29 protein-coding genes and 1 pseudogene are annotated in these 19,839 nt (G+C 61.6%); 10 read left to right on the top strand and 20 right to left on the bottom strand.

From position 1 onward, the window contains the following. The first annotated feature begins 122 nt into the window (after positions 1 to 122). Positions 123 to 1,271 carry a tRNA guanosine(34) transglycosylase Tgt gene (tgt, locus tag SO180_RS30500; protein ID WP_449382532.1) on the top strand — a complete coding sequence of 383 codons (1,149 nt, stop codon included), beginning with the start codon at positions 123 to 125 and terminating at the stop codon, positions 1,269 to 1,271. A gap of 3 nt (positions 1,272 to 1,274) precedes the next feature. On the opposite strand, the gene SO180_RS30495 is transcribed toward tgt, so the two are convergent. Beyond that, positions 1,275 to 1,490 (bottom strand): hypothetical protein, encoded by a 216-nt coding sequence (locus tag SO180_RS30495; protein ID WP_449382531.1) that lies wholly within the window; start codon positions 1,488 to 1,490, stop codon positions 1,275 to 1,277. A gap of 221 nt (positions 1,491 to 1,711) precedes the next feature. Here SO180_RS30495 and cysK point away from each other — a divergent pair, with 221 nt between their 5' ends. Both cysK and SO180_RS30485 read left to right on the top strand, forming a co-directional pair. After that, entirely contained in the window at positions 1,712 to 2,689 is a 978-nt protein-coding gene (gene cysK, locus SO180_RS30490) for a cysteine synthase A (RefSeq protein WP_449382530.1), read from the top strand. A 2-nt stretch (positions 2,690 to 2,691) separates the two neighbouring features. Continuing rightward, positions 2,692 to 2,931 (top strand): BrnA antitoxin family protein, encoded by a 240-nt coding sequence (locus SO180_RS30485; protein ID WP_449382529.1) that lies wholly within the window; start codon positions 2,692 to 2,694, stop codon positions 2,929 to 2,931. Positions 2,932 to 3,139: 208 nt separating this feature from the next. Here the strand turns inward: SO180_RS30485 and SO180_RS30480 are convergent, their stop codons facing one another. The 10 genes and pseudogenes from SO180_RS30480 to SO180_RS30435 all read right to left on the bottom strand — a co-directional run bounded on the left by SO180_RS30480 (position 3,140) and on the right by SO180_RS30435 (position 10,198). Further along, positions 3,140 to 3,736, bottom strand: a complete 597-nt coding sequence (locus tag SO180_RS30480) for a tetratricopeptide repeat protein (RefSeq protein WP_449382528.1) — start codon at positions 3,734 to 3,736, stop codon at positions 3,140 to 3,142. Positions 3,737 to 3,782: 46 nt separating this feature from the next. Beyond that, entirely contained in the window at positions 3,783 to 4,088 is a 306-nt protein-coding gene (locus SO180_RS30475) for an RHS repeat-associated core domain-containing protein (protein ID WP_449382527.1), read from the bottom strand. Further along, positions 4,072 to 4,746, bottom strand: coding sequence for a transposase (locus tag SO180_RS30470; protein ID WP_449382526.1), 675 nt, complete (start codon positions 4,744 to 4,746; stop codon positions 4,072 to 4,074). Before SO180_RS30470 ends, SO180_RS30475 begins: the two co-directional genes overlap by 17 nt. A 30-nt stretch (positions 4,747 to 4,776) precedes the next feature. Further along, positions 4,777 to 5,001, bottom strand: a pseudogene (locus tag SO180_RS30465) (hypothetical protein); the annotation flags it as partial. A gap of 18 nt (positions 5,002 to 5,019) precedes the next feature. Then, positions 5,020 to 5,490, bottom strand: a complete 471-nt coding sequence (locus tag SO180_RS30460) for an SEL1-like repeat protein (protein WP_449382555.1) — start codon at positions 5,488 to 5,490, stop codon at positions 5,020 to 5,022. Between the two features lie 373 nt (positions 5,491 to 5,863). After that, entirely contained in the window at positions 5,864 to 7,303 is a 1,440-nt protein-coding gene (locus SO180_RS30455) for a caspase family protein (protein WP_449382524.1), read from the bottom strand. A 190-nt stretch (positions 7,304 to 7,493) separates the two neighbouring features. Continuing rightward, on the bottom strand, positions 7,494 to 8,366 hold the full coding sequence (locus tag SO180_RS30450) for a DMT family transporter (protein ID WP_449382554.1): 873 nt from the start codon (positions 8,364 to 8,366) through the stop codon (positions 7,494 to 7,496). Between the two features lie 217 nt (positions 8,367 to 8,583). After that, positions 8,584 to 9,129: a hypothetical protein gene (locus tag SO180_RS30445; protein WP_449382523.1), complete on the bottom strand. Its 546-nt coding sequence runs from the start codon at positions 9,127 to 9,129 to the stop codon at positions 8,584 to 8,586. Further along, complete coding sequence (locus SO180_RS30440; RefSeq protein ID WP_449382522.1) at positions 9,074 to 9,424, bottom strand: hypothetical protein; 351 nt, start codon at positions 9,422 to 9,424, stop codon at positions 9,074 to 9,076. The genes SO180_RS30445 and SO180_RS30440 overlap by 56 nt, the downstream gene beginning before the upstream one ends. 186 nt (positions 9,425 to 9,610) lie before the next feature. After that, positions 9,611 to 10,198: a formyltransferase family protein gene (locus SO180_RS30435; protein WP_449382521.1), complete on the bottom strand. Its 588-nt coding sequence runs from the start codon at positions 10,196 to 10,198 to the stop codon at positions 9,611 to 9,613. 201 nt (positions 10,199 to 10,399) lie between these two features. On the opposite strand from SO180_RS30435, the gene SO180_RS30430 reads away from it, so the two are divergent. From SO180_RS30430 to SO180_RS30420, 3 genes are all read left to right on the top strand, one after another. Beyond that, positions 10,400 to 10,552 carry a hypothetical protein gene (locus SO180_RS30430; protein WP_449382520.1) on the top strand — a complete coding sequence of 51 codons (153 nt, stop codon included), beginning with the start codon at positions 10,400 to 10,402 and terminating at the stop codon, positions 10,550 to 10,552. A 123-nt stretch (positions 10,553 to 10,675) separates the two neighbouring features. Then, positions 10,676 to 10,969 carry a hypothetical protein gene (locus SO180_RS30425; RefSeq protein ID WP_449382519.1) on the top strand — a complete coding sequence of 98 codons (294 nt, stop codon included), beginning with the start codon at positions 10,676 to 10,678 and terminating at the stop codon, positions 10,967 to 10,969. A 321-nt stretch (positions 10,970 to 11,290) separates the two neighbouring features. Beyond that, positions 11,291 to 11,509, top strand: coding sequence for a hypothetical protein (locus SO180_RS30420; RefSeq protein ID WP_449382518.1), 219 nt, complete (start codon positions 11,291 to 11,293; stop codon positions 11,507 to 11,509). 11 nt (positions 11,510 to 11,520) lie between these two features. Here SO180_RS30420 and SO180_RS30415 read toward each other — a convergent pair whose 3' ends face one another. The 4 genes from SO180_RS30415 to SO180_RS30400 all read right to left on the bottom strand — a co-directional run bounded on the left by SO180_RS30415 (position 11,521) and on the right by SO180_RS30400 (position 12,800). After that, positions 11,521 to 11,823 carry a hypothetical protein gene (locus SO180_RS30415; protein ID WP_449382517.1) on the bottom strand — a complete coding sequence of 101 codons (303 nt, stop codon included), beginning with the start codon at positions 11,821 to 11,823 and terminating at the stop codon, positions 11,521 to 11,523. Between the two features lie 91 nt (positions 11,824 to 11,914). Further along, positions 11,915 to 12,052 carry a hypothetical protein gene (locus SO180_RS30410; RefSeq protein ID WP_449382516.1) on the bottom strand — a complete coding sequence of 46 codons (138 nt, stop codon included), beginning with the start codon at positions 12,050 to 12,052 and terminating at the stop codon, positions 11,915 to 11,917. Between the two features lie 103 nt (positions 12,053 to 12,155). After that, complete coding sequence (locus SO180_RS30405; protein WP_449382515.1) at positions 12,156 to 12,329, bottom strand: hypothetical protein; 174 nt, start codon at positions 12,327 to 12,329, stop codon at positions 12,156 to 12,158. A gap of 246 nt (positions 12,330 to 12,575) precedes the next feature. Then, positions 12,576 to 12,800 (bottom strand): hypothetical protein, encoded by a 225-nt coding sequence (locus SO180_RS30400; RefSeq protein ID WP_449382514.1) that lies wholly within the window; start codon positions 12,798 to 12,800, stop codon positions 12,576 to 12,578. Positions 12,801 to 13,065: 265 nt separating this feature from the next. On the opposite strand from SO180_RS30400, the gene SO180_RS30395 reads away from it, so the two are divergent. After that, on the top strand, positions 13,066 to 14,145 hold the full coding sequence (locus tag SO180_RS30395; RefSeq protein ID WP_449382513.1) for an AI-2E family transporter: 1,080 nt from the start codon (positions 13,066 to 13,068) through the stop codon (positions 14,143 to 14,145). A 356-nt stretch (positions 14,146 to 14,501) separates the two neighbouring features. On the opposite strand, the gene SO180_RS30390 is transcribed toward SO180_RS30395, so the two are convergent. The 5 genes from SO180_RS30390 to SO180_RS30370 form a co-directional block, all read right to left on the bottom strand. Then, positions 14,502 to 14,930, bottom strand: a complete 429-nt coding sequence (locus SO180_RS30390) for a GFA family protein (protein ID WP_449382512.1) — start codon at positions 14,928 to 14,930, stop codon at positions 14,502 to 14,504. Between the two features lie 289 nt (positions 14,931 to 15,219). After that, positions 15,220 to 15,486 carry a DUF3551 domain-containing protein gene (locus tag SO180_RS30385; RefSeq protein WP_449382553.1) on the bottom strand — a complete coding sequence of 89 codons (267 nt, stop codon included), beginning with the start codon at positions 15,484 to 15,486 and terminating at the stop codon, positions 15,220 to 15,222. An 80-nt stretch (positions 15,487 to 15,566) separates the two neighbouring features. Further along, positions 15,567 to 15,758: a hypothetical protein gene (locus SO180_RS30380; RefSeq protein ID WP_449382511.1), complete on the bottom strand. Its 192-nt coding sequence runs from the start codon at positions 15,756 to 15,758 to the stop codon at positions 15,567 to 15,569. Between the two features lie 48 nt (positions 15,759 to 15,806). Continuing rightward, the gene (locus SO180_RS30375; protein ID WP_449382510.1) at positions 15,807 to 16,028 is read right to left on the bottom strand and encodes a hypothetical protein; all 222 of its coding nucleotides are present in this window, start codon (positions 16,026 to 16,028) and stop codon (positions 15,807 to 15,809) included. 1,253 nt (positions 16,029 to 17,281) lie between these two features. Continuing rightward, positions 17,282 to 17,494 (bottom strand): hypothetical protein, encoded by a 213-nt coding sequence (locus SO180_RS30370; RefSeq protein WP_449382509.1) that lies wholly within the window; start codon positions 17,492 to 17,494, stop codon positions 17,282 to 17,284. A 347-nt stretch (positions 17,495 to 17,841) separates the two neighbouring features. Between SO180_RS30370 and SO180_RS30365 the strand changes: the two genes are divergently transcribed. From SO180_RS30365 to SO180_RS30355, 3 genes are all read left to right on the top strand, one after another. Next, the gene (locus SO180_RS30365) at positions 17,842 to 18,084 is read left to right on the top strand and encodes a hypothetical protein (RefSeq protein WP_449382508.1); all 243 of its coding nucleotides are present in this window, start codon (positions 17,842 to 17,844) and stop codon (positions 18,082 to 18,084) included. An 877-nt stretch (positions 18,085 to 18,961) separates the two neighbouring features. Continuing rightward, the gene (locus SO180_RS30360) at positions 18,962 to 19,183 is read left to right on the top strand and encodes a hypothetical protein (RefSeq protein WP_449382507.1); all 222 of its coding nucleotides are present in this window, start codon (positions 18,962 to 18,964) and stop codon (positions 19,181 to 19,183) included. A gap of 355 nt (positions 19,184 to 19,538) precedes the next feature. Next, the gene (locus tag SO180_RS30355; protein WP_449382506.1) at positions 19,539 to 19,781 is read left to right on the top strand and encodes a hypothetical protein; all 243 of its coding nucleotides are present in this window, start codon (positions 19,539 to 19,541) and stop codon (positions 19,779 to 19,781) included. Positions 19,782 to 19,839 lie beyond the last annotated feature (58 nt).

Below are 19,839 nucleotides of genomic sequence, written 5' to 3'. Positions count from 1 at the left end.
GTTTTATTTAACAAGCGGAAGGCCGGCTGGGCGGCTCAATTGTGTCGGGCCGGGGACATGGACCAGATCCAGGCTTGCACAGGTGGTTGATCCGCACCCGCCGGCACGCAATAAGCAGCGCCATGAATCTTCCCAATCGCGGTCTTCCCAATCATTTCGAGCTGCTCGCAACCGATGGCGCTGCGCGCGCCGGCCGCCTGACCACGCCCCATGGCGTGGTGCGCACGCCCGCCTTCATGCCAGTCGGCACCGCGGGCGCCATGAAGGGCATGCATTGGCGCGAGGTACGCGAGGCCGGCGCCGACATCGTCCTCGGCAACACCTACCATTTGATGCTGCGGCCGGGCGCGGAACGCATCGCGGCGCTTGGCGGTTTGCAGAAGTTCACGGGGTGGAACGGCCCGATGCTGACGGATTCCGGCGGCTTCCAGGTGATGTCGCTGTCGGATTTGCGCAAGGTCAGCGAGAACGCGGTCACCTTCCGTTCGCATATCGACGGCGCCAAGGTCGAGTTGTCGCCTGAGCGGTCGATCGAGGTGCAGCGCTACCTCGGCTCCGACATCGCCATGCAGATGGACGAATGCGTGCGGCTGCCGGCCGAGCGCGACGACATCGAGCGCGCGATGCGGTTGTCGTTGCGCTGGGCGGAGCGGAGCAAGCGCGCATTCGAGAGCGCGCCTGAAGGCTACATGCTGTTCGGCATCGTGCAGGGCGGCGACGTTCCGTCGCTGCGGCATGCGAGCGCGGAAGGACTGGTCGAGATCGGCTTTCACGGCTACGCGATCGGCGGGCTCGCGGTCGGCGAGCCGCAGGAGGTGATGCTGGCGATGATCGACGAGACCGCCCCGGCGCTACCGTCCGACCGGCCGCGCTATCTGATGGGCGTCGGCACGCCAGATGATCTTCTCGAAGCCGTGAAACGCGGCATCGACATGTTCGATTGCGTGATGCCGACGCGCAATGGCCGCCACGGGGTCGCATTCACGCGCTTCGGCCAGGTCAACCTGCGCAACGCGCGCCACGCCGACGATCCGCGGCCGCTCGATGAGGAAAGCGCATGGCCGTCGGCGCGCAACTACGCGCGCGCCTACCTTCACCATCTCGTCAAGTCTGGCGAGACGCTCGGCGCCATGCTGCTGTCAGATATCAATATCGCCTATTACCAGTCCCTGATGCAGGGCATCAGGGACGCGATCCAACACGGCAAGTTCGAAGAATTCTATCAGCGTAGGCGGGAAGACTGGGCGAGGGGCGACATCGCACCACGCTAGGCGTCAATTGCAAGTGAACCGCTTGACCGAATGTTTGGTCACAAAGCCATAGCCGCAGGTATCACAGGTCCAGAGATAGCTGATCAGTTGGTCCGAGACATAGGCCGAAGCTTCGGCGGCGACCATGGAGTCGGCGCAGACCGGACAGGTGGGCAACTCGCTGCAACGTGGATCGCGGTTACGTGCGACGGTCGACAGGACTTCAGCTACTGCTGACATCGTGGGACCTCCCTGCTGTTAAACGTAAGTCTAACATAAGCAGAGTTCGTTGACGAGGTCGCAACACAAATACGTTGGTTTTCTGATATTTAATCTTTGAGCGATTTTGCGATGCAGCGAATTGGCAATGCCTCTCATTGTTGCTTGCGTGTCGTCACACGCTGCCTCTAACTGAACAAGATCGCTGACAAAGCGAACATTGTTGTCATAGGGAGTTCATCATGGACGCTTCGTCCACCACGGGTGCAGTGCACTCAGCCGGCCGCGGCCGGGTTTATGACTCGATCGTGGACGCCTTCGGCGACACGCCGATCGTGCGGCTGCGCAGGTTGCCGGGTCTGCAAGGGGTGAATGCGACCATTCTCGCGAAACTTGAATATTTCAATCCGGCCGCGAGCGTGAAGGACCGCATCGGCGCGGCCATGATCATTGCAATGGAGAAGGCGGGCATCATCAAGCCCGATACGGTGCTGATCGAGCCGACCTCCGGCAATACCGGCATCGCGCTCGCCTTTGTCGCCGCCTCGCGCGGCTATCGTCTGAAGCTCGTGATGCCGGAATCCATGTCGATCGAGCGGCGCAAGATGCTGGCCTTCCTCGGCGCCGAAATCGTGCTGACGCCGGCGGCGCAGGGCATGAAGGGCGCGATCGCAACCGCCGAGGAGCTGCTCAAGACGACGCCGAATTCGGTGATGCCGCAGCAGTTCAAGAACCTCGCCAATCCCGAGGTGCACCGCCGCACCACCGCCGAGGAGATCTGGAACGATACCGGCGGCAATATCGACTTCTTCGTCGCCGGTGTCGGCACCGGCGGCACCATCACGGGTGTCGGCCAGGTGCTCAAGCCCCGCAAGCCGTCGTTGCGGGTCGTGGCGGTCGAGCCGGAGGAGAGCCCGGTGCTGTCAGGCGGTCAGCACACCCCGCACAAGATCCAGGGCATCGGCGCCGGCTTCATTCCCGACATTCTCGATCGCTCGGTGATCGACGAGATCGTGAAGGTCAACTCGACGACCGCGATCGAAACCTCGCGTGCACTGGCGCGGCATGAGGGCATCCCGGGCGGCATTTCCGCGGGCGCAGCGATCGCCGCCGCGCTCCAGATCGGCAAGCGGCCGGAAGCTGCGGGAAAAACCATCCTGGCAGTGGTGCCGTCGTTCTCCGAGCGCTATCTTTCGACTGCTCTGTTTGAGGGAATCTAGGCATGGCGGATCAACCGAGGCGGCCGCGGACCCTGGGCGATGCCAGGACGGAGGCCGAAGCCGCGTTCAAGAAGGTGACCGCCAAGGTCGCCGAGGCCCCGCCGAAGAAGAACGTGGCGCCCGGCATCAAGGAGCAGGTCACCTTGCGGATCGATCAGGACGTGCTGGAGTTCTTTCAGTCCAGCGGCCCGGGTTGGCAAGACCGGATCAACGATGCGCTGCGCAAGGCTGCGGGGAAGTAGGGCTCCAATCCCTCATGGTGAGGAGGCGCGCAAGCGCCGTCTCCGGACGATGCTTCGCATCGCTCGGAGAACCATGAGGGCCCCCGTAGAGGCTGCTCGGCCTTCGAGACGCTTGCTAAGCAAGCTCCTTCTCGAAATGCCTGTCACTGAAATTATCGTGTCTCACTTCAGGGGGCAGTCCAGGAGCTAGGGATACCCCCGCATGCCATCAGCTTCTCATTCGTTGACCTTCGGGATCAGAGACTGCACCCATGACAGCCTCAGCCAGCCCAGAGGCAAACAACCAGATGCCTCTAGTGAAGTCGACGGGTCCACCCCTGCCTCGAAGCAACAGGCCAGCTAGACGCCGTTTTGCAAAGACGTGCCCTAGGGAGGATGCTCTTTCAAAAAACTCGCGGGCCGAAGTTGGCTGCGGAGTTACCCCGGTGCCATCCGCAAACATCATGCCAAGCCGGTATAACGACGGCAGGTAGTTCCAAGACGCTCCAAGGCGGAACATCTCTTCCGCGCGTTGGTACTCTTTCAAATCCAAGCACAGCAATCCGAGTTGATGTGGAGCTACGCGCGATCCCTCGCTCGTCGCGCGATTGAGCCAACTCTTGGCACGTTCAACATCAGGCGGGGCGCCTAACCCTTTTCGATAAACATCGCCCAGATATACCATGCTCATCAATGATCCTCTGCCCGCCAACTCTTCCAGCATGGGCAACGCCCTTTCGGGGTGCGCTTTCAACAATTCGTGGGCCGCAGACAGCGCTGGCAAATCAGGCTCTTGCTGAAACTCATTGAAGTCGGACCCACTCATGGCAGGGAATCCAATTGACGATTAATCGAACGGCAAAGCTTTGTTGTCATTTTTTCGGATCTTTTGATCCCGTAATGACGTGTCGTCTTGGTGGCGTTATTTCGATCCGCGGCGGCGTCGAGCCGGTAACATAGCACATGACCGCCAGACAAATCGCTCTGACCTTCTCGCAGAACGTGGCCAATCCTAAATGATCCGTAAACTGAACGGGATTCCCAAGAACGTAGGCGTATAAGTTGGCGCCTTCCATAAATTGTCTTGGGTCTTCGGAGAGGAAGTGCACCTGCGCAAGGGCAAAACTGTCGATTCCGAAATTACGGTGACAGTGTACAAAACTATTCGCTATCGCCATCAGTCTGAGGCTTCGGTCCACGCTTGGCCGGTTTGAGAGGTCGCCCTGTCAATCGCTCGAGGCGGGCGATGAAGCGGTCGTTACCGAGCGGTCGGCCGATGCTCTCCGCTGCACGCAGTTGGGCGAACAAGTCGGTCTCCGGCGCGCTGTCGAGCAGATCGGCGAAGCGCGGGAAGCGGTCCCTGACCGGCGCCAGCATGGTTACCCCATCGTCCTTGCCGCGCAGATGCGCGCGCGTGCTCGCCCATCGCCAATCCTGCGCACGCTGCACCAGCCGGGCGCGCACGGGGTTGAGCGATACGTAGCGTAGCGCTGCTGCGAGATGGTCTTCGTCCATGGCAACCGCGCCGAACCGCCCTTGCCAGAAATGCCCCGTGCGTTTGCGCCGCGCCTGGATCGCGCCGGCATAGGACCGGTGCACGCGCGCGAGCGCGCGACGCAGCCCGTCGGGATCGGAGGGGACCAGGATGAGATGCACGTGGTTCGGCATCAGGCACCAGGCCCACACCTCGACGCCGGCGTTCCGGCAATTCGCCGCGAGCAGGTCGCGATAGAGCGCATAGTCAGCGTCGCCAAAGAACGTTCGCGCCCGGCCGTTGCCGCGCTGTGTGACGTGATGCGGATGACCGGGAATGACGACACGGGCGAGACGGGCCATGCCCCAGCATGCCGGCCAGAGAGAGTGGTGTCAATTGAATGCACTGTCACCGTAATTCGTCCGTAATTCGTCATAGTCGTAGGTTGCCGTCCATCCCTCCGAGTCCGTGTAGGTTTTGACCCGGTCATAAGCATCGTAAGTGAAGCTGGCCGCGGTGGCGTTGTTGGCATTGACGATCGCGGTGAGATCGCCGCTGGTGTTGTACTGATAGCTCGTGGTCTGGCCGCGGGGATTGGTCACCGACGTTACCTGGCCAGCCGCGTTGTAGCCGCCTCAAGTAAGGGTACGCTCATTGCTCTCGTTGCGCCAAGCGGCGGCCGCCACGGCCAAAGCGGCGCGCAACGCAGGAATAGCCGTAGTAAGACGACGTCGAAGGCCCAACTTGCTAATCTTCCATACAAAATATTGCGAAGGCAGATGGCCCATCTGAGCCGCCCTCCCGAAATATTCAACCGCGCTCGCTAGACCTGATTGTCCCCCCACCCGGTTTAGTGAGTACACCCCCATCAGGTAAAGGGATGGTCCAAATCCGGCACTACAATCTGCTCGAATTTCTTCGATGAAAGAAGCATCGCCTTCGGCGTATTTCATTTTCGCGATGTTGAACCGTGCTAGTTCTGGATTCGTCCTCTCCCATTGCCTGAGCTGCGCGATGGCGGCGACAGCGTCCTTCGGAACGAACTCTCCCCTGAAGTATTCCCAAGCCAATCGATAAAGAGCATCCGCATCACCACCGGCTGCCAGTTGACGGTATTCTTCAACTTTGGTCTTGCCATCCGATCATCCTTACGATTGTCCCTCACATGAGTTGCAAGTGTAAATCAATGCAACGCAGGATTTCGTGCTTGATTCAAACGCGTCTCAAAACTGTCATGCCGTCTCGCGCCGCTGTTTTGCCCGACGTGTCAAACGGCCCGCGGTATGTGCAAGCCAATGATCCGCGACCATCGGCTACTTTGCACGGGGTTGTTTTCGATGTTTTTGTCGAACCGTCCAGTCGGGCTGTGCGGCAGAACCGCTCCGTGAAGAGAGCGCGCATCATGACGGTTGAGAAAGAACAAAGCCCGGCGCGAGCCGGGCTTTTTGTGTCGCTGCTTTGGAGCTACGGACTGGCGTCTCACCGCCGCAACATGCCGCCCATCATGCCGCCCATGACACCGCCGATGAAGGCTGCGCCGGCGGCATCGCCGCCGCCGCTGCGCTGGGCGGGCGCAGGCGCGCTGGCGGTGTTGCTGGGGGCGCGACGGGGAGGCTGCTGGCTGCTCCCGTTACTCGCGGTCGGCGCGGTCGTGGCGACGATCTCGGAGAGCAGCGCCTTGTGCTGGAGCTTGTTGAAGTAGCCAGAGGCCGGATAGCCGCGGGCGGCCTGCCAGCGCTTGATCACGCCGCGGGTCTCGTCGCTGAACGCGCCGGTCTGCTTGGTGTCGAAGCCGAGGCCGGTGAGGCGGCGCTGCACGTCGCGGCGCTGGTTCTTGTCCAGGCCGATCTGGTCTTCGGTGAGCTGGCTCGCTTCTTCGGTGAAGGTTGCGGGATCGATGCCGGCGTTCAGGGTCCGGGTCGCGGTCGACGGGCCGTTCTGGATCGCGGCGATGCGTGCCAGCGCCAGGGCCTTGAACTGGCCGTTCGGATAGGCGGAGAGATAGGCGTTGAGCTCTTCCGGCTTGTTGGATTCCTTCACCGAGCGCCAGTACTCGAGCTCGACATTGGCCGCGTCCGCGTTGCCGCCTGCAGCGGTTGGGGCCGCCCCCGTCGCGGTCGGCGCGGCGTTGGCCACCTGCTGGCCCTGCTGCGACGGATTGAGATAGACGGCGCCGATCAGGTTGGTGTGGCCCCAGGGAAGCTGACCCTTGTGAGTCTCCTCGTTGACCTGGGCGCGCACCGACGTCATCGCCTGCTGGATCTCGATGCCGGGCTTGGTGATGTTGTCGATCAGCGCGCGTGTGAACGGGCTGTTGTTGCCCTCCTGGCCGTCGAGCGCCGTTTGCCCCGGACCGGTCGCGAACGCGATCAAGGTGCCTTCACCAGACTTCATCTCGGCAAGGCCGCTCTGCACGTTCACGCTGCGGGTGGCGGAGTTCGACTTGATTTTGGCGGCAAAGGGATTGTCGCGGCAGGCGTCGAGGAACACCAGCTTCACCTTGGCATCGCCCATGGTCTGGTCGAGGGTCAGGTCGATGTTGATGGCGGCGCCTAACTTGACGTCCATCTCCGACTTGATGTCGGCATCGACCGGCAGGAGGTAGTTGGTGCCGCCGACGGCAATGCCGTGGCCGGCATAATAGAACACCGCGATGTCGGAGCCCTGCGCCTTGCGGCCGAAGTCCAGCAGCTTTTCCGTCATCTGGTCGCGGCTGAGATTGGACCCTTCGATCACCTCGAAGCCGACATTGCGCAGCGTCGCCGCCATCGCCTTGGCGTCGATCGGCGGGTTCGGCAATTGTGCGACGTTCTTGTAGGCGCCGTTGCCGACCACGAAGGCGACACGACGATCGGCCTTCGCGGCGCTGACCGACAACGCCATGCAGATCAGCGAAACGAGGATGGTGAGGTAGCGCATGTGAAATCCCCAACAGAATCGAATTCGAAGCAGCAAATGCGGGTGCAAACTTACACGAAAACGCCGCGCGTCAGCACCCACAGTGCCCAACCCTTGTCGACAACCAAGCAAGCCCCGAGAAGCCGCCCCTTCAGCGTGATCCAGATCACGCTTTGCCACCTGGATTGGTCGCGAGCCGTATCGAATTGGTTCACTGCGCGCGGGCGGGAACCTGTGTCGGCTTCAAATTCAGGAGATTGCCCAGCAGGATCAGCACGGCGCCGAACACCGTCCACGCGTCGAGCCGCTCTGAATACAACAGCCAGCCGGCCATCGCCGTCAGGGGGACCCGCAGGAAATCCATCGGCACGACGATCGTGGCGTCGGCGTAGCGCATCGCGCTGGCGAGGCAGTAATGCGCGAATGTGCCACAGATGGCGACCACCATCACCCAGCCCCAGAGATAGGTCGGCGGCCAGGCCCAGACATAGAGGGCCGGAAAGAAGCCTGCGACCGCCTGCACGACGATCATCCAGAACAGGATCGCCAGCGCGCTCTCGGTGCGCGCCAGCGACTTCACCAGCACCATCGACACGCCAAAACCCATGGCGGCGCCGAGCGCGATCAACTGACCGGGATTGATCTCGCCCGCGGCGGGCCGAACGATGATGATCACACCGACGCGGCCAAGCACGATTGCGGCAATCTTCCACGGCGTCATGCGCTCGGACAGAAAGCTTGCAGCCAGGATCGCGGTCCAGATCGGCATGGTGAACTCGATCGCCACCACCTGACCGATCGGGATCAGCGTCAGCGCGAAGAACCAGCCGAGCTGCGAGACGTAGTGGATCAGGTTGCGCACGATGTGCTGGGGCAGGCGAACAGTCTTGAGCGTCGCAAAGCCGCCAGCGCGATAGACGAACGGATAGAGCAGGACGAAACCGATCAGCGAGCGCACCTCCATCAGTTGGAAGACGTTCATCTGCCGCGCGGCTTCGCGGCCGGCCACCGCCATGACCAGCGTCAGTGACAGCCAGCCGGCCATCCAAAGCGCGGCCATCGGTTTGGACGGGGTGATGCTCATCGGCGCAGGAGAGGGGACGTGAGAGGGCAGGCCGGTATCGGCGACCAGGCGCGAGTTTGCAACGGCCAAATCTGTCGATGCAACGATGCACGGCTGCGCGGGAAGGGCGCCATGCCCTGATGTCATTCCGGCGCGGCGCGGAGACGGAGGTCGCGCGCCGAGGCATAAAAAACGATCCGGCGGGGTGGCCGGATCGCGTGTCGATAACGGATTGAAGCTAGCGCGACAGCGCGATGTTCGCACCGCGGAACTGGCTGTCCGCCCGCATCGTGACCGTCTGCTTGGTGCCGCTCGTGTGCAGGGCGATGCTGGCGTTGAAGCCGGCGGTCTCGGCGACGACCTCGAAGTTTGCGCCGCCGCCGCGGCCCTTGATCACGCCGCTGATGTTGCGGCTGGCCTCGCTCCAGCTGCCGGTGATGGCATTGCCTTCCGCGCGGACACTGGCGGAGAGGTTGAACTTGTAGGCGTCGCTGGCGCAGGTCAGCGACATTTCCATCGCAGGACCTGCGGGCGCGTACTTGGCGCGGCAACGGATGCGTTCGGTCGATCCGTCGTCGAGCATGACGGTGCCGCCACCACTCCAACTGCCGGCAAGGGCAGCGAACGGGCCGGACTGCGCCTTGCTTTCCGAATTTGCGACTGAGGCCGCAAACAAAACGGCGGCCGCAACGAGCAGCCGCCGGTTCATAACCCGAGCCTCGGTTGGCTTATTGGCGCGATGCTTCCCACCGCCCGCTGCACGGTATGCCTGCTGATGCTCCATTCCACTTTCCCGATCCGGCGTTGCCGCTGAGTTGACCGTTGGCATATGCACCATTGATCGAAACTTTCACAAGACCTTCGCGGCCGATGGTGCCGGAAACGTTAGCTCCGGGCGCCGTGATCCGGCCCTCGGAAACCGTCAGCATGGAGCTTGCGGTCGCTTCGCAGGAGCCGCTCTTGGTCACGATGGTGACCTGCCAGTTGCCGTCGTAGGGATTTTGGGCGAACGCGGGCGCCGCGAGCGAACCGGTGGCAATCGCGGCGGTAAAAATCAACGCAATGCGATCAAAACGCATGAATTTCTGTCCTGCCTATGTCTGTGATGCTGACGCTTATTCGGGGAAAATGTGACAGAAATTTGCTGCATCGCCAAAGTGAAAATTGTTCCTGTGGAAACAATGGTTTATTTGAGCGTTCGTGACCCGTTTTGGGCACGGAATCGGCCAGATTCGGGACGTTAAGGATGAATCCCACGGCAGCGCCTACGACAGGCTCGGCGCGGCGGTCGCGAACTGCTCGTCTTGCGGCTTTGCCGGCAGCGCCTTGTGGACCTTGATGTAGTCGATGACTTCCGCAAGCAGCTTCAGGCCGAGAGGGGCCAGCGCCCGCTCCCAAAGATCGCGCGCCGTCTCGCCCTTCTTGACGAAACACCAGTCCTGGGCGGCGACGGCGCCGGCGTCCATGCGATCGGCGAGGTGGTAGATCGTGCCGCCGGCGATCGGGTCCCCCTCCTTGATGGTCCACTCCACGGCCGCCTTGCCGCGGTGACGCGGCAGCAGTGACGGGTGGTAGCCGATGCCGCCAAGCCTCGAGGCCGCAAGCGCCTCCCTGGAGACGCGGGCATGGCTGTGTGCGGTGATGATCAGGTCGGTGTTTGGCGCGATCTCGGCGGCGGTCACCAGCTTTGGGTTGGCCTGGACCACCACCTCGATGCCGGCCGAGCGGGCGGTCGTCGCGAGGCGGTCCTCGCCATCGGCGACCACGACCCGCGCGATGTCCACGCTGTGCTCCCGGAGCATGTTCAGGGTGATCACGCCGAAATGGCGGGAGCCGATCAAGGTGATGCGCATGGGGTCTCGGTTCCGTCTCGGGAGCTTTCGTCACCCCCGGATAACACGCCATAAGGCCCTGTCACCCCCCGCGCGCCCTTTGCGCCGGTTATCAACAATGCGCGGGACGCAAGTCTGTCGAACCGGCCGTCCATTCGAAGCGTCCAACGGGCGCGCAACGCGAAGGGGATCGCCGTGTCGAAATGGCCGAGATTGATGCTGATGAGCGGAGTTGCGTCGGCCGTGCTCATCCATGAAATCACCAGCTCGACCGAAGCGCCGAGCCATGCGCTGGCCGTGCTGCAATATGTGCTGCTGGCTGGCGGCCTGATAGGGCTGGTCGGTTCGTCCCTGATGCACGCTCAGGAAAAGTGACAACCGGCGCGCTTCGGTCGTGCTCGCATCCGAGGTCGTCTAACCCCAATATCTCCGCCATTGCGCCGCCCGCTGCGCGCGTGCTTCGATGCGCAAGGCCGTCGGCCTTCTCGGAGCTGCCGAATGCGAAATGCATGCATCATCGTCACCATCGTTGGCGCTGCCGCGCTCGCGCCACCTGTACGTGCGGGCGAGCTTTGGCCGGCAATTCCACCGGAGATCGGCGTGGCGCCGCGCGTCGGACCGGCGTGGGACGAATATCGCTGCAATCTCGGGCCGGTCTACAATTTCTATCACGGCGCCTATTACGGCGAGGAGCCGCCGGCACTCCGGCATGGCTACGCGTACCGGCCCTATTATCGGTATTCCGCCTATCGCAAGCTGCCGCGGACCTATTTCTGCGTCGAGGTGGAATGATCCGGGGATTCCAGGTTCCTGTGTACGGTTTCGGGCAGAACGAGCCGGCAGCCTGCTCTTAGGATGGCCTTGCCCGGGGCTGGCAGACATTTCATCCCGAATCCGTTTTCGAACCCGGCTGGCCGCTGGTGATATTGCCAGCGGCCTTTTCATGTCCGCGCATCGCGCAAACGCGCGCCGGATGAGCAAGGTAGTAACGGGTTCTCTACCGGCCTGGCGTATCGACGAATCTGTTGCGGATTTGTATTGCGAAGCGGGACACAAACGTTGGCCCGCTGGTGTGCATATCCGGTGCGGCCTATTTCTTCCTGGAATCACCGGATGCCGAGCGCGATTGAGCAGATCGTCGACACCTATGTCAGGCTGAAGAATCGCCGTGGCCTCGACGCACTGATGATGCACCGCCAGCGGCTGGCAATCGATCTCAAGAGCCGCTCCGGCTATGATTTCAGCCTGCCCATCGGTCAGGTCGACGAGGAGATTGCAATCATTGAGGCCGGCCTGAGCCGGCTGAAAACGTCTAACCCCGCCGTGGCCTAAGGCGCAGAGGCCTAGTCGGCCTTGCCGCCATCGATGACCGTGAACAGCGGCCGCGCCTTGGTCGGCTCGACCAGGAGCTCCTCGACCATCGCGCTCGCAGCCTCGACGTATTTCCTTGTCGGCTTGTCCAGTGGCCGCAGCGCCTCATCGTCGAGCGCGACCTTCGCAGCTTCGACCAGCTTGCGCATGCGCGCCGCGTGATCGTCGCCAGCGGTCAGTGTTGCCCGCGCCAGCGAGCGCAGCACGAACAGCTCGCCCTCGAGCCTGAGCAGACGGTCGTTGAGCTTGGCAAGGACGGCGTTGAGATCCGGCATGGCGGCCTACGGCGGAGGGGCAAAGGCACCCGATCTAACCGCTCAGGGGTGAACGGACTGCAAACGGCGCTGCTCGGAATTGGCGCACCCCTCACAAGCCGGGCGGCATCCGGATCAAGAGGCTGACTGCGACGACCAGCAGGCAGAAGCTGCTCGACAGGACGAACAGGAAGAAGTCGTCCATCGAGAATTCGCTGTGGCGCTCGCGTCGGTCGGGATCATTCGACATCCACTGGTCCCTTGCAAAGCTTCTGAGATCCGCCCACCGTCTCAACGGTCCGCCTGGGGATTTCGTTCCGTGGGAACAGGTCCGCAACGCGGCAGGGTGACCTTCAGGGCCCGTCGCTGCGGTCGTGGTCGCCGTAATCCTGGCCGCCGTCCTCGAGTAGATTGAGCGCGGTATCGACCTGCTCAATGAGGCGTTCGATTTGATCGCGCTCATGCGGGCCGGGGTCGCCCTTGAGCCGTTCCAGCAGCTCCTGCTTGCGCGCGAGTAGGTTTGCCATGGTGCTCATTGCAACCTGACAAGCCGCTCGACCGCGCATGGTTCCCCATCACCCCTCGCAGGCATCCATCGCAGGGAAGACCAGAGAGTATGCCGGGCGGACCGGTGTTGCCGAATTTCGCTGATCAATATCTTGACCTGGGACCGGTGTTGAAGCGTCAATTCACGCCGAGCGTGAAGGTTTGCACATTCGGGCGGAGCTCGACCGGGAACATCGGGAGGTTCGTGCAACCGGTGTCCGCGCCTATCAGCGCACGCCTGCCCACCGCCGGCCGAACACCGGTGGTTTCGCCTTGATGGCCGCCCAGCCGAAGTAATGATGATTGCCGGACCAGGTGTGGACCACCGCGTTGCAGACGCCGCACTTGAAACTGCCGGCGTGCCTGGCCTCGTGCTCTTCCCTCGTCGCGGTGTAGTTCATGCTGCAGCTCGGGCAGGAGAATTCTTCGATCGTCCAGACGGTATTGGCCATGGCACAGCAACATGTTTGAGGTGACGGTCTCCAGTGTAGGTTTCGCGCGCTTGCGCTCGCGTAAATCGATCGGCGCAAATCCGGTTAACGGCGGTTAGGCAAATCCGGCCGCCGAGTTGCGCCTAAGCGAAGCAACGCCCACAGGCGGGTCGTCTTGACGCCCGACCCGCGGCTGGCAATAAGGCGAGGGCCTGCCCCGCGCGCAAATCGCGGCGGCCGCCGGCACTGGGATATCGCTTAGATAGTCGCAAGGAAAGCTGCGCCCGTGAAGACCCTCCGCCAGTTCCTGACGGGAGAGGACATTGTCCAGCTTCTGATCCGGCTCGGCCTGCTCGCGCTCCTGATCATCTGGACGTTCGTCATTATCCGGCCTTTCGTGCCGATCCTGACCTGGAGCGCCGTGCTGGCGGTCGCGTTCTATCCAGCCTTCAGCTGGCTCGCCAAGCTGCTTGGCGGCCGTCCCAGGACGGCCGCAGCGATCCTCACCTTGATGACGCTTGGCATCGTCATCGGGCCGGCGACCTGGTTGGGGTTGAGTGCGGTCGAGGGGGCGAGGGAGCTCGCGCGCCAGCTCGGCACCGGCGACCTCGCACTCCAGTCGGCGCCGGAGCAGATCAAATCCTGGCCAATCATCGGCCCGCAGCTCTACGAGCTCTGGGAGCAGGCCTACAACAACATCCGCGCCGTGCTGCGCGAGGTGGCGCCGTATCTGCAGCCGCTGGCCGGACCGCTGCTGTCGCTCGCCGGCGATGCCAGCGTCGGGACGCTGCAGTTTCTCGTCTCGGTCTTCGTTGCCGGCTTCCTGTTTCCCCATGGTCCGCGGCTCGTCGCAGCCGGGCGCGGCTTCTTGTTTCGCATCGTACCCGAGCAGAGCGAGCATTTCCTGGAGCTCGCAGGCGCGACCATCCGCGCCGTGTCGCAAGGGGTGATCGGCGTTGCGATCGTTCAGGCGTTGCTCGCAGGCGTCGGCTTCAAGCTCGCGAGCGTGCCAAGCGCCGGCCTTCTCGCCTTCATCGTGCTGCTGCTGTCGATCGTGCAGATCGGCGCCTTCCTCGTTCTCCTGCCCGTGATCATCTGGATCTGGACCGCAAAGGACGTCACGACGGCGCTGCTGCTGACCGTGTTCCTCGTCCTCGTCGGCTTCATCGACACCATGTTGAAGCCGCTGGTGATGGGACGCGGGCTCAATACGCCGACCATCGTGATCTTCGTCGGCGTGATCGGCGGCACGCTCGCCCATGGCATCGTCGGCCTCTTCGTAGGGCCGATCGTGCTGTCGGTAGCGTGGGAATTGGCGATGGCGTGGATCCGGACCGATCGGACGGATCCTGCGGCTGAGGGCTGACGAAGCCAAAAAGGACCCGCCTCCGAGTCTGTGGGAAGAACGGAGGGAAACGTATCAAAAAACATCGCCCTACGGACTTTAAACCATGGTCCGGAGGCGGGGCCACAAATGGCTAAAGTATCCAGCGAGCGGCAGTCCGAAGGCCACAGCCCGCTACATCAGACCTAGGAGGAATGATGTGCGCGCAACGTAACATGGTGGCTCGAGTTCAGCCATCGGGAAAACGTGGTATGGCGCAGGAGGGGAGCGGGGAGTGCGTCGCAGCAACGTACCTCTGCTGGCGATCGGTTAGTCTTATCTCAACGACCACTCCGTCCCGCGATAGACGGAAGCCTCGTCGATGGATGCAGCCTATATCAGCCAGACGTACCCGAGGTCTTGTGCAGGCTGCTTTGCTGGAAGTGCTCAACGCCAGCCCCCCCGATTTCAACCCAGGCATGTTTCGACTGCTCGAAAACCGATCTGGCCGGAGCCGGATAATCTGCGTCCGCGATCGTGCCGATGGCAACGCCGATGAACGCGGGAAGATTGCTGGATTTCCAATAGACCGTTGAGCCGCAGTCCGGGCAGAAATAGCTCTGGACCTTCCCGCCGCTTGCGGCAGCGCGCGTGAACTCCTTCGGTTCCCCTGAAACGGTGACGGACTCGGCGGGATAGAACGCACCCACACCGAACGGCGCGCCGGTTCGCCGCTGGCAATCGATGCAGTGACAGGCGACGATGAGTTGGGATGGTCCGGGAAGCGAGAGCGTCACGGCGCCGCAACCGCATCGGGCAGTGGTCATCGGGGTCTCCTATAACCTGTTGAGCTGCGGGGCCGAGCATCAAGTCTTGCCCCATGAGAACGCCGAGAGGGTCTGAAGCGAATGCCGGCCGGGGCGACGCGGCACATCCGACGCGCCGAAAGACCGCTGGCGGCCGAGAGCAAGAAGCGCCGGCGGCGATCGCACCGTAAACGCAATCATCAACCGCTGACGGCGCCCACCCGCCAGCTGAGGCGGTGAAAGACCTTGGCCTGCCGGTTCGAGCCTGACGGGCCTACGCTTCGACGATACGGAGTGGAGGCATCCGTTTTCAATGTCTCCGGTACGCCCGAGGCTGTGGCACACCCTGCTGCGGCACGGCCTGCTGCTGGAATAGAACGCGCCGGTTCTCTTTACATATCACGTTTGACCGGCCGGACGCGGAGGCCAAGCATTGCTCCCTCGTCTCATAAGAGCAGTCACCGGAATAGCCGAGCTCCCCACCATAGACGCACCAGGGATAATCGTATGAAACGGGGGAGGCGGAGCCCGCGACTGCAGCGGTTCCGGTTGCGAGCAAGGTGAATATGACTAGCATCGTGCGCATGATCATATTTCCTGTCGTGATACATGAGGTTAGGGTGCAGAGAGTCCGGCCGGCATCAACCGGTTGGACTGTCAACGCGGTGCAGGGATCTGCGGGATGATCAACGGCACCACGATCACCCGCACGCTATAGCTGCACCGGTAGTCCGCGCAATAGCCCTTCACGCCCCTCTCGCCGATTGTGATCTTGATCGGGCGGTGACCGGGCGGTGTACGGCTCTCGCAGCGGACAAAACGCATGCCGCCGTCAAAGCGCCGACGCACGCACCCTCGCAAGATTATCAATTCCCAGCACTTCGGGACGGCAGCGGGCTACTGTGCCTCGCGGGTGTGGAGAACCGATCCCGACTGAGGAGTGATAGCTTCCTGGAGCGGCCGAGCCGTTATCTCATCACGCGCAAGGCGAGTGCGCGCACTGTGTCCGTTCATCGCTTTCACTGCCTCGTTTTCATCGGCACAAAAAGCGATGCATCGTCGATCGGCAAACACGAGCCACTGACGAGAGCCAACTTCCCTGATGACGTACTCGGTCATTGTCGAGTCTCCAGCAGCGAGTTGATTTCATTTTATGCCAACAGCGTTGCTCATTCATTAATCGGGCTTCGGTTTGGCTGGTTGAGCGCAGGGCGCGAAAAAAACAGCAAGAGATGTACCGCTGGGTACGATCACTCCTGCCAAATCATCTTCGGGAAGACGCCAAGTACTGGATTTCCGGCATGGAAGTGGAGCCTGGCTCCAGCATCGTCATCGTGGGAAATACCTCGGAATGAGGAACGTGCCAAAAGCACGCGAGGGCTTCATCGCCGACTACAATCGAAGCTTTCTACGAAGCTTCGGAAGTTTGGTGATGGCGCCGCGCCAATTACTCGCCAACGTCGCGCAGAGCTTTTGACCGTCCGCTTCCGTTGGATCGTCGAAGGGCAGCCGCCGGCCCTTCTCATTCTTCAGCGCTAGGGATGCTTTCTTGTCCACAGTGTGAATTGCGACACAGCACATCATTGGGAATCGCCGTACGTTCGGGGTGCGCCTTCACGGCGTCTTACTCTCCTCTCCCTCAGCCTTGAGCCCGTCGCCAATGGCGGGCTTTCTTCAGTGCAAGTGTCCGACCGGGGGGAGCTTTGGCGACGCATTAGCGGGGGTGAGATACCAAAACCGGAGCGGGGCCACGTTGCGCTAACGACTAACGAAGAGGCGACCGGTTCTATTTGACACTATTGACGTCTTGTGGCCCAGGTCGGCAGCTAGCGACCGCTGGACACGCTCGGCTTGGTCTTTCGTCAGATTAACCGCTAGGGCCAGACTGGTCCCGACCAATGCCGGGCCTTTACGTTGTCGATCGTAGACCATCCAACCCTGAGAAGCCTGCCGCACCATAAATCTCGGCGCAGACGGTAGCTTATCGCTCATGTTCTCGCCCTTTTGTTCTTAATCTTGAGCACGCGTGCGTGCGCCACGGAGCAACAAAAAATCGGGCTGCCGGGCTCGAAATGCCACGGGTCCCGCAGCGATCTAATCTCCAACTGGGGACTGAAATCCCGGTTGATTTAATATGCAACGGTTATGCCACGGTCGTGTGACGGTCTCGGGAGTCAATAAGGCCCGCCGGTTCACGATGGCAGGCCTTGTTTCTGTTCTTTCAGCGAGGGCTCACAGGTCAGAAGCCGCAGGCTGCAGATTGGTTTGATGCGCCACCGGCGTTCGCTCGGCTCATCTTACGGCGACAAACTCACGTGGGCCTTACAGGGCGCGGAGCTTCGGTCCCACGTTTTCGGCGGGGCTTTTCTCGGCTAACCGTCCCGGCAAGAGATGCCGAAGTTATCGCAGGTGAGTGCGAAGGCTTTTTTCGCCTTGGCGTCCTCGAAGCAAAAGAGCGTGCCGATGTCGGCGCGATCTATGTGCCAGTCCACTTTATTTTCTTTGGCGATGCGAGAAGCTTCCCCGCGCAGCAGATCCAATTGTCTTCCTGCAGCAAAAACGATTAGGCAGTTATCTTTTGGCATTATTGCCGTCCTTCAATGTCAATTAGACGCAATAAACTGCCTCTGCTTGCCGAAATTCAATGTGAATTAAATCACAATGATTTGGGTTCCATTGATTGAGGAAAGGCCCGCCGAGGCAGGATGAAAACGGGCTTCACCCGCAACGATCCCCTGCGGCCCGGCGGATACAATGCGGCCACCGCCGTCTGTCCAAAAGTGGACATAACAAAATCCAGGGCCGGTCTAGGCTCGCACGGCTTGGTCCCGAATACGCCAAGCAACCTCCAACGGCCCCGGCATTTAGGGTTGTGCTGGGGCCGTTTCGTCCTACGGCGGAGGTTAAAAAATCTGGTTCGATCGGGTGCCTCATGATCAGAAAACTGATCGGCGCTTCGATAGTTTTCGGCAGCCTAATCATCGCCGCCGAAGCGCAGAACTGCAGGCAATATCCGCCAGGACCTTTCCGCTTTCAGTGCAAGGCGGGGAGACATCCAGACATTGTCGAGAAAAAGGAAATGTGCCGCGACGAGGCACATGCAATGGGTCTCGTCAAAGCCAAGAAAGACTCCGGCTTTAAAGATTACGTGCACGCCTGCATGCACCGACGATAGGGTCGCGCGCAGCTAGCGGGCTCCGTCTTCGGGAGCGAGGTTCGTGGTGCGGCGGCACTCGGGTCGTTCAAGCCCTAGCGGTCATAGTATCTCGGCGCGTACCCATATTCCGGATAGGCGCCATATCTGTGATGTCGGTAATAACCGTAGCCGTATGACTCGGGTGCCGGCCGATTGTAGGCGCCGGGGGCGTGGTAATTGTTCGGATAGCAGTGGCCGTTCGAAAAATTGAAGTCGTAGCCGGGCGGACATGCACCGTCCGGACGGCCCCGAAACTGGACTTGTTGGACTGAAGCGTCCTGGGCGCTTGCAGCCGAAATTGGTCCCAGAGTAGCCAGCGCCAGTAGTGCAGCACGAATAAGTAACACTGTCGTTCTCCCTCTTGCGTGATCCCTAACGAAGGGCACTCATGCGAGTTCCACCGACGAGTGGGTATACGCCGCCCACGTGCAACGGCCACTGAATGAGGCATTCACCAACCGTTCACGTGAGGGGAGGCCCAACGATCAGCGCAAGATCGCCCGCGAACGGGTTCCTGGACGGGCTCGATCCCGGCGGCGAGCTCGACGAGCTTGCGCGAACTGGGGTTTCCGGATTTGCGAAGGGACGTTCGCCGTGGTGCTTGGATCTGCCTGCAAGAGGCATCGCTTCGGTGAGCGCAGCGGATATATGACGCTATTGCGCCGGAGGTCGCGCGCCGCTGCCGAGCTGGCGAAGCGAATCCGCGTGCCTGCTATGTAAGCGATGAAGCACCGCACGAAGATCAGCGCTGCCTCGGGACGTGCTCTGCGACAAGTTGACCACATTTAATAGCGCCATTTAAATTGACTAATTAATCGATCTGGCTATTATTTGTGCTTCAATTGGATAATTCAAAATGACGAAATTTGCTCAGATTGCGGCGCTGTTTGCACTGGCCGGTGCTCTGGCGCTCGGTATCCCGAATGTGGCCAACGCCCAAAATAGCCAAGGTCAAAACAATAATGACCAAGGTGGTGCTCGCGGTGCGCCAGGTCCGATTGCGGGCGCAGGATTGCCCATCCTAGCGGTGGGCTATGGGGTCTACTGGCTGGTTAGGCGCCGCCGCAAGGCACCATAGGTCGCTGCAATCGCTCGACCACCTGGTTTGTTCGGAAGACCGCCGCGAGGCGGTCTTCTTTATTTGGATCAACCATCAAGAATTAAGCGCCGGTCACCGTGCCTGAACGGCAGTCAGAGGCGCCCATGGTGCGCATCTCGCCGAAGGTGGCTGAGGCGGTGAACCTGAGGCCCGCCGGTTCACGTTGGCGGGCCTCGTCAGGCGGGTGTCAGCCCACCATGCGATCTACTGTCGTCGTCGATTCCCCCGCGGGGTTGGCGGCCGCGAGGCCCGGTTCGGATTTGCCTCCAATGCCGGGCCTCGCATCGGTCATCAACAGGCCTTGACGAGCATCGGGCCGCCGGAGTCCGCCGCTATGGGGCGGCATCAGCACATCATCGACGAATTCGGGCGCATGGAGAGCATCTGCCGGCATCTGGCCGACGGCAGCACCATGCTGGAGGAACGGACAGCGCTGCTCATCATGGCGAACAACTACGGCGCCGCGATCCTGGAAGCGAGGGCCGGCAATGCATTTGCAGGCACGGTGCAGACACGAGGTTTTTTTGGAAGGTTGGCGCTTCGTCTTAAGTCTTTGATTGAGCAGCCTGAGACATAGGTGACGGTACGTACCGGACACATGGGTTACACTTTCCGCTTTTGTTCTGCGGGAGGTG

This window comes from Bradyrhizobium sp. UFLA05-112 (assembly GCF_053572325.1).
The sequence above is the reverse complement of the archived record's forward strand: the minus strand, read 5'-3'. Positions and strand labels throughout refer to the sequence as shown.

Coding starts and splice junctions, on each gene's coding strand:
- tgt (WP_449382532.1), top strand. CDS start 123: ATGAATCTTCCCAATCGCGGTCTTCCCAATCATTTCGAGCTGCTCGCA.
- SO180_RS30495 (WP_449382531.1), bottom strand. CDS start 1,490: ATGTCAGCAGTAGCTGAAGTCCTGTCGACCGTCGCACGTAACCGCGAT.
- cysK (WP_449382530.1), top strand. CDS start 1,712: ATGGACGCTTCGTCCACCACGGGTGCAGTGCACTCAGCCGGCCGCGGC.
- SO180_RS30485 (WP_449382529.1), top strand. CDS start 2,692: ATGGCGGATCAACCGAGGCGGCCGCGGACCCTGGGCGATGCCAGGACG.
- SO180_RS30480 (WP_449382528.1), bottom strand. CDS start 3,736: ATGAGTGGGTCCGACTTCAATGAGTTTCAGCAAGAGCCTGATTTGCCA.
- SO180_RS30475 (WP_449382527.1), bottom strand. CDS start 4,088: ATGGCGATAGCGAATAGTTTTGTACACTGTCACCGTAATTTCGGAATC.
- SO180_RS30470 (WP_449382526.1), bottom strand. CDS start 4,746: ATGGCCCGTCTCGCCCGTGTCGTCATTCCCGGTCATCCGCATCACGTC.
- SO180_RS30455 (WP_449382524.1), bottom strand. CDS start 7,303: ATGCGCTACCTCACCATCCTCGTTTCGCTGATCTGCATGGCGTTGTCG.
- SO180_RS30450 (WP_449382554.1), bottom strand. CDS start 8,366: ATGAGCATCACCCCGTCCAAACCGATGGCCGCGCTTTGGATGGCCGGC.
- SO180_RS30445 (WP_449382523.1), bottom strand. CDS start 9,129: ATGGAGCATCAGCAGGCATACCGTGCAGCGGGCGGTGGGAAGCATCGC.
- SO180_RS30440 (WP_449382522.1), bottom strand. CDS start 9,424: ATGCGTTTTGATCGCATTGCGTTGATTTTTACCGCCGCGATTGCCACC.
- SO180_RS30435 (WP_449382521.1), bottom strand. CDS start 10,198: ATGCGCATCACCTTGATCGGCTCCCGCCATTTCGGCGTGATCACCCTG.
- SO180_RS30430 (WP_449382520.1), top strand. CDS start 10,400: ATGAGCGGAGTTGCGTCGGCCGTGCTCATCCATGAAATCACCAGCTCG.
- SO180_RS30425 (WP_449382519.1), top strand. CDS start 10,676: ATGCGAAATGCATGCATCATCGTCACCATCGTTGGCGCTGCCGCGCTC.
- SO180_RS30420 (WP_449382518.1), top strand. CDS start 11,291: ATGCCGAGCGCGATTGAGCAGATCGTCGACACCTATGTCAGGCTGAAG.
- SO180_RS30415 (WP_449382517.1), bottom strand. CDS start 11,823: ATGCCGGATCTCAACGCCGTCCTTGCCAAGCTCAACGACCGTCTGCTC.
- SO180_RS30410 (WP_449382516.1), bottom strand. CDS start 12,052: ATGTCGAATGATCCCGACCGACGCGAGCGCCACAGCGAATTCTCGATG.
- SO180_RS30405 (WP_449382515.1), bottom strand. CDS start 12,329: ATGGCAAACCTACTCGCGCGCAAGCAGGAGCTGCTGGAACGGCTCAAG.
- SO180_RS30400 (WP_449382514.1), bottom strand. CDS start 12,800: ATGGCCAATACCGTCTGGACGATCGAAGAATTCTCCTGCCCGAGCTGC.
- SO180_RS30390 (WP_449382512.1), bottom strand. CDS start 14,930: ATGACCACTGCCCGATGCGGTTGCGGCGCCGTGACGCTCTCGCTTCCC.
- SO180_RS30385 (WP_449382553.1), bottom strand. CDS start 15,486: ATGCTAGTCATATTCACCTTGCTCGCAACCGGAACCGCTGCAGTCGCG.
- SO180_RS30375 (WP_449382510.1), bottom strand. CDS start 16,028: ATGACCGAGTACGTCATCAGGGAAGTTGGCTCTCGTCAGTGGCTCGTG.
- SO180_RS30370 (WP_449382509.1), bottom strand. CDS start 17,494: ATGCCAAAAGATAACTGCCTAATCGTTTTTGCTGCAGGAAGACAATTG.
- SO180_RS30365 (WP_449382508.1), top strand. CDS start 17,842: ATGATCAGAAAACTGATCGGCGCTTCGATAGTTTTCGGCAGCCTAATC.
- SO180_RS30360 (WP_449382507.1), top strand. CDS start 18,962: ATGACGAAATTTGCTCAGATTGCGGCGCTGTTTGCACTGGCCGGTGCT.
- SO180_RS30355 (WP_449382506.1), top strand. CDS start 19,539: ATGGGGCGGCATCAGCACATCATCGACGAATTCGGGCGCATGGAGAGC.